The following is a 12609-nucleotide window of genomic DNA, read 5'->3' as shown; positions in this document are numbered from 1 at the left end:
GCGCCGCCCGCCCCCGCCCACGCCCCACCCAGGCGGGCACGCAGCGCGGCCTGCCGGTCGGCGGCCTCCCGCGCCGCCGTTGCCACCGCGGCGAGCGTCTCCGAATCCGATTGCAGTGCAGCCAGATCCATGCCCTCCTCGGTGCCGTACCAGTCGGCGAGGGCGGCGTCCGACGGCCCGGCGAACCCGAGGCTGCGGCACGCCGCCGCGTACTCGCCGGCGTTGTCCACCGCGGGCAACCCCTGAGCCAGCCGCGCCGTCACGTCCGTCACGTCACACCAACCGTTCGGCGGCGGCAGCGTCGGACCGGGCGTACCCGTCGGCGGCGGCGCGCACCGCGGCGGCCACCGCCGCCACGTCGCCGGACCAGCGCCGCAGCGCATCGTCCAGACGGATCATGGTGGTGCGCAACGCATCGCCCCGCGCCGCGTGGGCCCGACCCGCCACGGAGCCGTCGAACGTCAGCCCCGCGAGGCGCGCCCTGGCCACCGCCAGCGCCTCCCCCACCGAGTCATAACCGAGGGCCACGTCCCGCAGCGTCGCGACGTCGACCCGAGCGGCGTCCAATCGTGCCATGGTGAGTTGGACGCAGCACGACCCCGATCGGTTCCCCCGAATCCGACCCGGCCCCGACGGCGGGCTCAGCCCTGGTCGCTCACCGACTCCGCGACGCGCGCGGCGACCAACCGCGCGGTGTCCTCGTCGGCGGCCTCGACCATGACGCGCACGACCTGTTCGGTACCCGAGGGCCGCAACAGGATTCGCCCGGTGTCGCCGAGCTCGGCCTTCGCCTCCGCCACGGCGGTCATCACCGCGGGCGCCTCGGCGACCGTGGCCTTGTCCGACACCGCGACGTTGATCAGCACCTGCGGCAGCGTGCGCATGGGCGCCGACAACTCGGCCAGCGTCGACCCGGTCTGCGCCATCCGCGACAGCAACCGCAGCCCGGTGACGATGCCGTCACCGGTGGTGCCGTACGCAGGCATCACGATGTGCCCGGACTGCTCGCCGCCGAGGGCGAACCCACCGGACCGCAGCTCCTCCAGGACGTAGCGATCACCGACCCCGGTGACCCGCACCCCGATGCCGGCCTCCCGCATCGCCAGGTGCAAGCCCAGGTTGCTCATCACCGTCGCCACCAACGTGTCGGCCACCAGTTCCCCGCGCTCGCGCAGCGCCAGCGCCAGGATCACCATGATGGCGTCGCCGTCCACGACGTTGCCGTCGGCGTCCACGGCCAGGCACCGGTCGGCATCGCCGTCATGGGCGAGCCCCAGGTCGGCGCCGTGATGGCGGACCGCCTCGGCCACGGCCTCCATGTGCGTCGACCCGCACCCGTCGTTGATGTTCAGCCCGTCGGGTTCGGCGTTGATCGCGATCACGTGCGCGCCGGCCGCCCGGTAGGCCGACGGCGCCGCGTGCGACGCCGCACCGTGCGCGCAGTCCACGACCACCGTCAGCCCCTCGGCAGGCGTGGTGACCGCCGTGGCGACGTGGGCGAGGTAACGGTCCAAGGCGTCGGTCGCGGTGACGATGCGGCCGATGTCCGCGCCGACGGGACGGGTCGCGGGACCGGTGCGCACCAGGTCCTCGATGCGGTCCTCGGTGGCGTCGTCGAGCTTGTGGCCGCCACGGCCGAAGATCTTGATGCCGTTGTCGGGCATCGGGTTGTGCGACGCCGAGATCATCACGCCGAACTCGGCGTCGTAGGCCTTGGTCAGGAACGCCACGGCAGGCGTCGGCAGCACGCCCACCCGCAGCGCGTCGACGCCCTCGCTCGTCAGCCCCGCGATCACGGCGGCCTCGAGCATCTCACCGCTGGCGCGGGGATCGCGGCCCACCACGGCCACGCGCCGGGTGCGCCCCGACGTGCCCAGCCGGGCGGCGGCCGAGCCGAGGGCCAGCGCCAGCTCGGCGGTCAGATCGCGATTGGCGACCCCGCGCACGCCGTCGGTACCGAACATTCGGCCCATGCTCAACCTCCCTCACAAACACCGCGAGCAGTGCGCCGCCAGACGTCGAAACGTCCGGCCGCGCACTGCTCGGGGACGAACAGCGATCCGCAGATCAGCGCTTGCTGTACTGAGGCGCCTTGCGGGCCTTCTTCAGACCGTACTTCTTGCGCTCGATGGCGCGCGGGTCACGCGTGAGGAAGCCGGCCTTCTTCAGGGCCGGACGGTCCTCGGGCTGCACGATGATCAGCGCACGCGCGATGGCCAGACGCAGTGCGCCGGCCTGCCCCGAGGGGCCGCCACCATCGAGGTGGGCGTAGATGTCGACGGTGTCGACCCGGTCGACGGTCACCAGCGGCGCCTTGATGAGCTGCTGGTGCACCTTGTTCGGGAAGTAGTCCTCGAGGCTGCGGCCGTCGAGGTTGAACTTGCCGGTGCCCGGCACCAGGCGCACGCGGACCACGGCCTCCTTGCGGCGGCCGACGGTCTGGATCGGACGGTCGATGTACACCGGCTCACGCACGGCGGCAGCGTCGTCGGGATGCGTCTCGGTCTCGGTCGACTCGGTGGTGTAGGCGCCGGTCTCAGCGTCCACCGTCACCTCGGTCTCGGTCACGTCGGTTTCGGTCACGTCGGTCACTGCGCCACCTGCTTGATCTCGAACGGAATCGGCTGCTGCGCGGCGTGCGGATGATCCGGACCGGCGTACACCTTCAGCTTCTTCTGCACCTGACGACCGAGCTTGGTGTGCGGCAGCATGCCGACGATCGCGTTCTCGACGACGCGGGTCGGGTGCTTGATCAGCAAGTCGCCGATGGTGCGCTTGCGCAGGCCGCCGGGGTATCCCGAGTGGCTGTACGCGAACTTCTTGGTGAGCTTGTCGCCGCTGACGGCGATCTTCTCGGCATTGATGACGATGACGAAGTCGCCACCGTCGACATTGGGCGTGAACGTCGGCTTGTGCTTGCCGCGGAGCAGCTTGGCTGCTTCGACGGCGAGCCGGCCGAGCACCACGTCCGTGGCGTCGATGACGTACCACGAATGCGTGGTGTCACCCGCCTTCGGCGTGTACGTAGGCACAGCGCTACCTCTTCTTCTCTCGGGATACGTGCCGGTCAGGCGCGTGCGATGGGGGTTCCGGCGACCGACGTTGACCCGGGAACCGTCTGCCCACGGAGGGCAGCACACGCCGACGGAGGAGCTTACCGGCAGTCATCTGCCCAGGTCAAAACGCCTCGGGGAGCGGCTCGACGGGTGACGCGGCCAATGCCGACGCGGCGTCCGCCCGCGAGGTGTCCTTGAGGTCGACGCCCGAGCGTCCCAGGGCCACCGCGCCGTCGACCAGGCGCGCCGCGATGCGAGCCGCGGCCGCGTAGGCCAGACCGTCGGGCGGGTGGACGTTGGAGATGCAGTTGCGGTCGGCGTCGGTGCGCCCCACCCGTGGCAGATGCGTCAGGTAGATGCCCAGGCTGTCCACGACGCTCAGCCCGGGGCGTTCGCCGATGATCACGAGCAGCGTGCGTACCTCGGCGGCCTCGGCGACGTGGTCACCCAGCGCCACCCGGGCCTGCGTGGCGATCACCGGCGGCGCCAGCGTGTGCCGCGGGCCGAGTTCGGCGACGAGCGCGGCCAGCAGCGCGGGCCCGTGGGTGGCCAGCGCGGTGGGCGAGAGCCCGTCGGCCAGGACGACGCCGACGTCGGCGCCGGTGGCCGGGACGTGCGTGACGTCGACCGGGGACCGGCCGAGGTCCGGCCTGCGCAAGTACTCCCCGCGCGACGCCGCGCGGCTGCGGACCACCGTCGGCTCCCCGATGCCGACCGCCCGCACGTCGGTCACCAGCGCGTCGACGTCCAGCGGCACGTGCACGGCGTCGCGGGCGGCGGCGTGCGCCGCGGCCAGCTGCAGCACCGCGCTGCTGGGCAGCGCGTCACCGGCCCGGCCCAACCCGATGCGGGCCTGGGTGGTCTTGCGGAGCTCGGCCCAGAACCGCTGTGCGGCAACCTGATCGCCGGTCATGACGCCTCCGGTGCGGCCAGGGCGCGCAGCGGCGAGGTGGTGACGTCGAGCGGGGTGAGCCGCCCGGCGTCGTCCATCATGCCGACCGTGCGCAGCCACGCCTCGAACTCCGGCGCGGGCCGCAGTCCCATGGTCCGCCGCGTCACCAGCACGTCGTGGAACGACAAGCTCTGGTAGCCGAGCATGACGTCGTCGGCGCCGGGCACCGTGATGACGAACGCCGCCCCCGCCGCCGCGAGCAGCGTCAGCAGCGTGTCCATGTCGTTCTGGTCGGCCTCGGCGTGATTGGTGTAGCAGACGTCGACGCCCATCGGCAGGCCCAGCAGCTTGCCGCAGAAGTGATCCTCCAGCCCGGCGCGCACGATCTGCTTGCCGTCGTAGAGGTACTCCGGCCCGATGAACCCGACCACGGTGTTGACCAGCAGCGGCTGCAATACCCGGGCCACCGCGTACGCGCGGACCTCCAGCGTCTGCTGGTCGACGGGCTTGCCGCCGGTGCCCAGGTGCGTACCCGAACTCAGTGCCGAGCCCTGCCCGGTCTCGAGGTACATCACGTCGTTGCCGACGGTGCCGCGGCCCAGCGAGCGGGCGGCCTCGTTGCCCTCCCGCAACACCGCGAGGTCCACGCCGAAGGCCGCGTTGGCGCCCTGCGTGCCTGCGATCGACTGGAACACCAGGTCCACCGGCACGCCCTGTTCGATGAGCGCGATGGTGGTGGTCACGTGCGACAGCACGCAGGACTGCACCGGGATGTCGTACCGCGCGCGGATGGAGTCCAGCAGGTACAGCAACTCGGCGGTGGCGTGCGGCGAATCGGTGGCGGGGTTGATGCCGATGACGGCGTCGCCGCAGCCCAGCAGCAGCCCGTCGAGGACCGCCGCCGCGATGCCCCGCGGATCGTCGGTCGGGTGGTTCGGTTGCAGCCGGGTGGCGAGCGTGCCCGGCGCGCCGATGGTCGTGCGGAACGCCGCCGACACCCGCGTGGCGGCGGCCACGGCGATGAGGTCCTGGTTGCGCATGATCTTGCTGACCGCCGCGACCATCTCCGGGGTGAGTCCCGGCCCGACGGCGGCGATGCGCTGCGCGGCGTTCTCGCGTGCCGTCGCGTCCAGCAGCCAGTCCCGAAAGCCGCCCACGGTGAGGTGCGAGACGGCCGAGAACGCCTGCCGGTCATGGCCGTCGACGATCAACCGCGTGACCTCGTCGGTCTCGTAGGGCACCACGAGTTCGTCGAGGAACACCGCCAGGGGCACCTCGGCCAACGCCCAGGCCGCGGCGGCGCGTTCGGCGTCGCTCTCGGCCGCACAGCCGGCGAGTTGGTCGCCCGAGCGCGTCGGCGTCGCCTTGGCCAGCAGCTCCACGATGCCGTCGAACTCGTAGGTGGTGCCCGAAAGTGCTTGCCGGAACCTCACTTCAGGCCGTCCTCGGCGGCGGCGAGCAGCGCGAACTCCTCGTCGGGTGAGTTGGCCACCAGCCGCTTGCGGCTGTACAGCCCGAAGTAGAGCAGGAACGCGGCGAACACGCCCAGACAGCAGAGCGCGGCCACGGTGTCCACCAGGAACGTCGCGACGACGGCGAATCCCGCGACCACCAGCGCGAAGCCGGTGGTGACCACGCCACCGGGGGTGCGGTAGGGCCGCGGCATGTCCGGCTCGCGCAGCCGCAGCACGACGTGGCTTCCCATCATCAGCACGTAGCTCACCGCCGCGCCGAACACGGCCATGTTCAGCAGCAGGTCCCCCTTGCCGGTGAGCGACAACAGGAAGCCGATGGCGCCGGGGATGATCAGGGCCAGCGTCGGCGCCTTGCGCGCGTTGGTGACCGACAGCGAGGTGGGCAGGTAGCCCGCACGCGACAGCGCGAACAGCTGCCGGGAGTAGGCGTAGATGATCGAGAAGAAGCTCGCGACCAGGCCCGCCAGCCCGACGTAGTTGACGATCGTGGCCGCGGTCCCCTCGCCCAGCGCCTCGACCAGCGGGTTGCCCGACTCCGACATGGCTGCCGCGCCCCCGGCGCCGGTGGTCAGCACCAGTACGGCCGCGCAGGTGACCAGCAGGACGCCGATGGCCGCGATGATGCCGCGCGGGACGTTGCGCTCCGGGCTGGCCGTCTCCTCGGCTGCCAGTGGCACGCCCTCGACGGCCAGGAAGAACCAGATGGCGAACGGGATGGCCGCCCAGATGCCGAGGTATCCGAACGGGAGCCACTCCGAGGCCCCGGCCGCGTCGGTGGGCGCGATGTCGGTGAGGTTGGCGACGTCGAAGTGGCCGACCGCCGCGACCGCGAACACCAGCAGGCCCACCAGCGCGATCGCGGTGATCACGAACATCACCTTGAGCGCCTCGCCGACGCCGGACAGGTGGATGCCGATGAAGATCGCGTAGGCCGCCAGGTACACCCACCAGCCGTTCTGAATCCCGAACAGGCCAAGGGATTCCACGTAGGCGCCGATGAACGTGGCGATGGCCGCGGGGGCGATGGAGTATTCGATGAGGATCGCGGTGCCGGTGGCGAACCCGCCCCACGGCCCCAGCGCCCGCCGGGCGAACGTGTAACCCCCACCGGCGGCGGGCAGCGCCGAGGACAGCTCGGCCATGCCCAGCACCACTGCCAGGTACATCGCGGCGATGACGACGGCGGCGATCGCCAGGCCGCCGAAGCCGCCGTGTGCCAGGCCGAAGTTCCAGCCCGAGTAGTCGCCGGAGACGACGTAGCTCACCCCGAGGCCGGCCAGCAGCAGCCAACCGGCGCTGCCCTTCTTCAGTTGGCGTTTCGCCAGGTAGTCGGCGCTTTCGTGGTGCTCAGCGACGGTGCGTCGCGCGGTGGCGGCCACTGTGGATCTCCATTTCTCCCGGGGACGTGAACCGCAATGGACTCACGTACGACCAATTGGTCGGCATTCCTGCAGGTGATTGTGGTCATCCTCCCATTTCCGGGAGGTTAAAGGTCGATTAGTCGCCCATTAAGTTGGGCCGGGAAAACCCCGGCGCGGATCGCTCCACGCCGGGGTCCCAGGCGCTGCGCTACGTGCGGGTCTAGAAGAAACCCTGCGCCGTATTGCTGTAGCTCACCAGCAGGTTCTTGGTCTGCTGGTAGTGGTCGAGCATCATCTTGTGGTTCTCGCGGCCGATGCCGGACTGCTTGTACCCGCCGAACGCGGCATGCGCCGGGTACTGGTGGTAGCAGTTCGTCCACACCCGGCCGGCCTTGATGTCACGGCCCGCGCGGTAGGCGGTGTTGCCGTCGCGACTCCACACGCCCGCGCCCAGGCCGTACAGCGTGTCGTTGGCGATCGAGATGGCGTCGTCGTAGTCGGTGAACGACGTCACCGCCACCACCGGCCCGAAGATCTCCTCCTGGAAGACGCGCATCTTGTTGTTGCCGGTGAAGATCGTCGGCGCCACGTAGTACCCGCCGTTCAGATCGCCGCCGAGTTCGGCGCGCTCACCGCCGGTGACCACCTGCGCGCCCTCACTCTTGCCGATCTCGATGTAAGACAGGATCTTCTCCAGCTGATCGTTGGAGGCCTGCGCACCGATCATGGTCTCGGTGTCCAGCGGGTTGCCCTGCCGGACCGCCTTGGTGCGGATGGCTGCCAGCGCCAGGAAGTCGTCGTAGATGTCGGCCTGGATCAGCGAGCGCGACGGGCACGTGCACACCTCGCCCTGGTTCAGGGCGAACATCGTGAAGCCCTCGAGCGCCTTGTCCTGGTAGCTGTCGTTGGCCGAGAGCACGTCGTTGAAGAAGATGTTGGGGCTCTTGCCACCCAACTCCAGCGTCACCGGGATCAGGTTCTGCGACGCGTACTGCATGATCAGCCGACCCGTGGTGGTCTCGCCGGTGAACGCGATCTTCGCGATCCGGTTGCTCGACGCCAGCGGCTTGCCAGCCTCCACACCGAAACCGTTGACCACGTTGACGACACCGGCAGGCAGCAGGTCGGCGATGGTCTCGATGAGATACAGGATCGACGCCGGGGTCTGCTCGGCGGGCTTGAGCACCACCGCGTTGCCCGCGGCCAGCGCCGGCGCCAGCTTCCACACCGCCATCAGGATCGGGAAGTTCCACGGGATGATCTGGCCGACGACGCCGAGCGGCTCGTGGAAGTGGTAGGCGACGGTGTCGTCGTCGATCTCCGAGAGTGAACCCTCCTGTGCGCGAATCGCACTGGCGAAGTACCGGAAGTGGTCGACGGCCAACGGGATGTCGGCGTTGAGGGTCTCGCGGATCGGCTTGCCGTTGTCCCACGCCTCGGCCAGCGCGATCGACTCGAGATTCTCCTCGATGCGATCGGCGATGCGATTGAGGATCAGCGCGCGCTGGGCGGCCGACGTCTTGCCCCACGCCGGGGCGGCCGCATGGGCGGCGTCGAGCGCCTTCTCGACGTCGGACTCGTCGGAGCGGGGCACCTCGGTGAACACCTGGCCCGTCACCGGCGTCGGGTTCTCGAAGTACTGGCCCTTCGTGGGCGCCACCCATTCGCCGCCGATGAAGTTCTCGTAGCGGGGCTTGAACGACATCAGGGCGCCCTCGGTCCCTGGGCGGGCGTACTCGGTCATGCGGATCTCCTGGCTTCGCTGCGACTGTGTCTCCTCGCCGGTCCAGCCGACGATTGTGTCCTTCGTCACTCACCGTACGTTCGGCACCGTTGCACCACGGTTGCAACGTGGGGATCGCGTGTCCGGCCGTGCTCAGGCCATGTCGAGATCGAGGCCCGCCAGGTGGCCCCGGGCCGTGGCGCGCTCGACGTCACCGGGAGCGGTATCCCGCAGGATGCGCCAGGCGTCCCGATCGTCGCGCCCCTCCGGCAACTCCAGCCACTGCCGCAGCAGCGTCAGGTTCCCGGTGGACAGCACGGCGGCGCGCACGCTGGTGGACAACTCGGTGCGCAACCGCGCGATGGCCGGGGACACCGATTGCGGCAGCAACTCCCCCGCATAGCGCTTGACCGCGGCGGCCACGTCGCCCCGCTGCAACGCGTCGAACACCTCGACGACGTCGGACTCCACCGGGGCCAGCAACCGGTACGGACGCGAACCCACGTACGCGGCGCCGATCACGCGGCGCAGGCGCGACATCTCCGCGCGGATGGTCACCGCGTCGAGGTCGTTGTCGTCGAGCAGCATCGCGAGGTGATCGGCCGACAGGCCCTCCGGGTGCCGGTTGAGCAACACCAGGATGTCGGCGTGCCTCCCGGTCAGCGCGCTGACGTGCCGGGCCCCGTCGGAACCGGTCACCGTCCACTGCGGTCGCGCTCCGCCGAGCACCGTCAGCCGCGCGCCCACGGCCACGGGCGCCGGCGGGCGGGTGAGCGCCAGCAACGCGAGGTGGTTCTCCACGGCCACGGCGGTGGCGCGCACCAACGCCAGCGTCTGCGGCGTCGCGACCTGGTCCCCACCGGTGAGGTCGATGGCCCCGAGCATGACGCCGGTGGTGGGATCGTGCACGGGCACCGCGGTGCAGCTCCACGGCTGCACGATGCGGGAGAAGTGCTCGTTGCCGCGGATCTGCAGTTCGCGGCCCAGCGCCAACGCGGTGCCGGGCGCGTTGGTACCGGCGCGCCGCTCGCTCCAGTCCGCACCGGCGACGAAGTTCATGGCCTCGGCCTTGCGCATGGCGGCGGGGTCACCCTCCACCCACAGCAGCGTGCCGTCGGCGGCCGTCACCGCGACGACCACGCCGCCCTCGATGGCGTCGTCCACCAGCAGTCTGCGGATCACCGGCAGCGCGGGCGCCAGCGGATGCCGGGCGCGCACCTCGTCGAGCGTGCGGGTGATGGCCTGCTCGGCACCGCCACGGTCGGGGTCGACGCCGACGGCCATGCTGCGCTGCCAGCTCTCGGCCACGACGCGGCGCAACGGCATCGATTCCAGGTACGTCGCGTCGACCTCACCGGCGACGAACAGCTCGTGCGCGGCGCGCACGGTCGAGCCAGCAGGCGAGGAACCCGTCGGACCGACGGCCCCGCCTGGCGTCGGCATCGACGAACCCACCGGCGATCACACTCCTGGACGGCCTTGTTTCTGCTGGCCACGGCGTGTTGCCAGCGTAGCGCAACACGCGGTCGCCACCCAGGTGAACCGCGCGGTCCCAGATGGTCCTCTCCACCGCCCGGAACCGCGCGGCAGCCCTACCCGCCCCAGGCGGCGGCGGCACGCCGGTCGGTGGCGGCCACGTCGTCCGCCCCGTCGCGCACGGCGTTGCCCAGCCGGAACAGGATGTCGTTGAGCGCGGCGGCGGCCTGATCCCAACGCGCCTGCTCGACCCGGTAGGCCTGCGCGGCCTCGCGGGTCCACACCGCCATCAGCGGCGTGAGTTGCGCCCGCAGGTCGTCCAACGCAGCGTTGAACCGGGCCGACGTGTCGTGGATCTGTGCGCGGACGGTGTGTTCGATCTCCGCGAAGTCGTAGGACAGGACCGCATCCATGGGTGGTGCTCCATTCTCGTGAGGGGGTCGGATTCTCGGGCGGGGTCGGTCACAGCGTCGCCGCGACCGCCGTCAGGCCGGCGGCGTGCGTGTCGGCCGACGCCCGCAGCGTGGCCTCGTTGGCGCGCATGGTCTCGGCGATGCGGTCGAGGGCGGTGTGCAGGCGCAGCGACTCGGCGTTCCACCGCTGCACGACGTCGGCGAACCGCGTCGCCGCCGCCCCGCCCCACACCGAGGGCGGCACGCTGCCCATGCGTCCGATGAACGCCGCGAGCGTGGCCCGCAGCTCGGCGTTGCGCGTCTCGATCTGCGCGGCGACCGAGGTCATCACGTCGAGGTCGGTGGTCAGTGCGTTGGTCATGCGATGTCCTTTCTGATTGCCTTCATCTGGTTGGACGCAGCGCGGCCGTGATCGGTTCCCCCTGTCCACGAACGTCTTTCATCGGATGCTGCGCGCAGTGGCGACCGCGTGCAGGCATTCCGCCGAGGGTGTCTCGACGTCCGGCGGCCGTTGGCATCCGATCGCGATGCGCACGCCGCCGTCGAGCACCACCGTCCAGTCGACGAGGCGATCTCCCCGGGTCTCGGAGTAGGTGACGGCCGGGCGATCGGCCACGGTGGCACCGGTCCGCCATCCGGTGAACGCGGTGTCGGCGCGCGCCTCGAGCGCGGCCCGCAGGACCCGCGCGGCGTCGTCCATGCTCTGCCCGTCCGGGATCGGCGACTGCACCACCAACAGCGCACGCCGACTCTCCTCCGGTGAGACCACCTGCAGCCGCGGCGATCCCGGACCATCGAGCAGCCGCCGTACCTGCCACCCCGCGGGCACCTCGACCGCCACCCGGCCTTCCACCAGCCAGGTGCGGGCAGGCTCGGGCGTCGTGGCGGCGGGCGCTGGCGGTGGCTCGCGGTGGGGCACCTGCCACGCCGCGAGCGCCAGCGTCACCGCCACGGCCGCGGTGACGGTCACCGCGGGCCGCGGGATGATCCGACGCGGTGGCGCGTCGGGGACCGAGACGGCCGCCAGCAGCCAGTCGTCGTCGACCAGCTCGACGTCGGCCGATCCGCAGGCCAGCTCGCCGAAGACGTCGCCCGCGGGATCGTCGACCCGCACCGGGCCCTCGCGCCGCAACCGCGCGAGCATCTCCGCGGCAGCCGCGCGCGGTTGCACGGTGAGCACGCCGTCACGTGCTCGCGCCGCCACCACGTCGACGCCCACCTCGAGTACGCCGAAACCCTTGCCGCACGACACGTCCGAGCGGGTCAGCAGACTGGGTATGAGCCCGGCCGCCCGCGCCGCCCGCGCCACCCTGGCGATTCGGCGTGCCGGCCACCACGACGGCGTCACGAGCGTCACCGGCCCGGGTTCCGGTCCGACGGCCGCCGTCACGGCGTCGCCGAGCAGGTCGTCGACCGGGACGGCCCGGTCGGCCAGCAGGGCCAGCGGATCGTCGACGCATCCCAGCGCGGCGGCGGCCACCTCGGGCCGCACCGGATGGCGGCCGCGGACCGCCAGCGGGCCCACCAGGACCGCGCTCACGTCGGTTCCGCCCACGCGATCTGCACGACGACGTCGGCCGTCCCGCGGCGGACGAGGGTGGCGCGCCCCGGCGGCCGCCGTACCGGCCGCACGCCGAACAGCGGTCCGTCGTCGGGTGCCGCACTCAGGACGACGGCGGTGGCGCCGACGTCGCGCAGGCGGGCGAGCACCGGGTCGAACATCGCCCGGGCCGCGCCGCCGGAGCGCCGCGCGAGTACCACGTGCAGCCCGACGTCACGGGCGTAGGCGAGCAGGTCGAGCAGGCTCGCCAACGGGTTCCCGGAGGCGGCGTCGGCCACCAGGTCGTAGTCGTCGACGACGAGCCACGCCTCGGGACCCGACCACCACGACCGCGCGCGCAGTTGGTCGACGGTGACCTCCGGGCCCGGCAACCGCGTCCGAAGCTCCGTCACCAGGTCCGCGACCGCGGCGCGTGCGGCGTCCGCCGAGGCGAGGTGCTGGGCGGCCGCCGCGTCGAGCAGGGTGCGCCGCGGGTCCACCACGACCACGTGCGCCGACGGCGGGATGCCCCGCAGCAGCGTCCGCAGCGCGGCGGTCTTGCCGCTGCCGGGCTCACCGACGACCACCACGTGGCGGTCGGCGGCGCCGTCCGCCGGGTCGATGACGACGACGCCCAGCCGGTCACCGCCGACGCCGAGCGCGATCCCGGCGC

Annotated in this window: 13 protein-coding genes and 1 pseudogene; all 14 read right to left on the bottom strand. The window is 71.6% G+C overall.

Annotation, left to right across the window (positions count from 1 at the left end; translation table 11 throughout):
- Window positions 1–272, bottom strand: a pseudogene (locus tag AC30CM_RS26155) (hypothetical protein); the annotation flags it as partial.
- A 1-nt stretch (window position 273) separates the two neighbouring features.
- Entirely contained in the window at window positions 274–567 is a 294-nt protein-coding gene (locus AC30CM_RS26150) for an ESX-1 secretion-associated protein (protein ID WP_490119826.1), read from the bottom strand.
- 74 nt (window positions 568–641) lie between these two features.
- Window positions 642–1973 carry a phosphoglucosamine mutase gene (gene glmM, locus AC30CM_RS26145; protein ID WP_490119825.1) on the bottom strand — a complete coding sequence of 444 codons (1332 nt, stop codon included), beginning with the start codon at window positions 1971–1973 and terminating at the stop codon, window positions 642–644.
- A gap of 94 nt (window positions 1974–2067) precedes the next feature.
- Complete coding sequence (rpsI, locus tag AC30CM_RS26140; RefSeq protein ID WP_490119828.1) at window positions 2068–2475, bottom strand: 30S ribosomal protein S9; 408 nt, start codon at window positions 2473–2475, stop codon at window positions 2068–2070.
- Window positions 2476–2588: 113 nt separating this feature from the next.
- Window positions 2589–3032, bottom strand: coding sequence for a 50S ribosomal protein L13 (gene rplM / locus AC30CM_RS26135; RefSeq protein ID WP_490119824.1), 444 nt, complete (start codon window positions 3030–3032; stop codon window positions 2589–2591).
- Window positions 3033–3177: 145 nt separating this feature from the next.
- Window positions 3178–3969 (bottom strand): ethanolamine ammonia-lyase subunit EutC, encoded by a 792-nt coding sequence (gene eutC, locus AC30CM_RS26130; protein ID WP_490119823.1) that lies wholly within the window; start codon window positions 3967–3969, stop codon window positions 3178–3180.
- Window positions 3966–5381 carry an ethanolamine ammonia-lyase subunit EutB gene (locus AC30CM_RS26125; protein ID WP_490119822.1) on the bottom strand — a complete coding sequence of 472 codons (1416 nt, stop codon included), beginning with the start codon at window positions 5379–5381 and terminating at the stop codon, window positions 3966–3968. The genes eutC and AC30CM_RS26125 overlap by 4 nt, the downstream gene beginning before the upstream one ends.
- A complete protein-coding gene (eat, locus tag AC30CM_RS26120) occupies window positions 5378–6802 on the bottom strand; it encodes an ethanolamine permease (protein ID WP_490119821.1) in 1425 nt (474 codons plus the stop codon). The genes AC30CM_RS26125 and eat overlap by 4 nt, the downstream gene beginning before the upstream one ends.
- Before the next feature lie 202 nt (window positions 6803–7004).
- The gene (exaC, locus tag AC30CM_RS26115; RefSeq protein WP_490119827.1) at window positions 7005–8528 is read right to left on the bottom strand and encodes an acetaldehyde dehydrogenase ExaC; all 1524 of its coding nucleotides are present in this window, start codon (window positions 8526–8528) and stop codon (window positions 7005–7007) included.
- A gap of 132 nt (window positions 8529–8660) precedes the next feature.
- Window positions 8661–9950 carry a helix-turn-helix domain-containing protein gene (locus tag AC30CM_RS26110; RefSeq protein WP_490119820.1) on the bottom strand — a complete coding sequence of 430 codons (1290 nt, stop codon included), beginning with the start codon at window positions 9948–9950 and terminating at the stop codon, window positions 8661–8663.
- 149 nt (window positions 9951–10099) lie between these two features.
- On the bottom strand, window positions 10100–10396 hold the full coding sequence (locus tag AC30CM_RS26105) for a WXG100 family type VII secretion target (protein WP_490119819.1): 297 nt from the start codon (window positions 10394–10396) through the stop codon (window positions 10100–10102).
- 49 nt (window positions 10397–10445) lie between these two features.
- On the bottom strand, window positions 10446–10757 hold the full coding sequence (locus AC30CM_RS26100; protein ID WP_490119818.1) for a WXG100 family type VII secretion target: 312 nt from the start codon (window positions 10755–10757) through the stop codon (window positions 10446–10448).
- Window positions 10758–10835: 78 nt separating this feature from the next.
- Window positions 10836–11936 carry a type VII secretion-associated protein gene (locus AC30CM_RS26095; protein ID WP_490119817.1) on the bottom strand — a complete coding sequence of 367 codons (1101 nt, stop codon included), beginning with the start codon at window positions 11934–11936 and terminating at the stop codon, window positions 10836–10838.
- Window positions 11933–12609: AAA family ATPase (locus AC30CM_RS26090; protein ID WP_490119816.1), on the bottom strand; the 677-nt coding region annotated here is incomplete at its 5' end. The genes AC30CM_RS26095 and AC30CM_RS26090, both read right to left, overlap by 4 nt.

It is taken from the genome of Mycobacterium sp. DHQP2018-32-09 (genome assembly GCF_058148405.1).
This window is presented reverse-complemented; position numbering and strand designations above follow the sequence as displayed.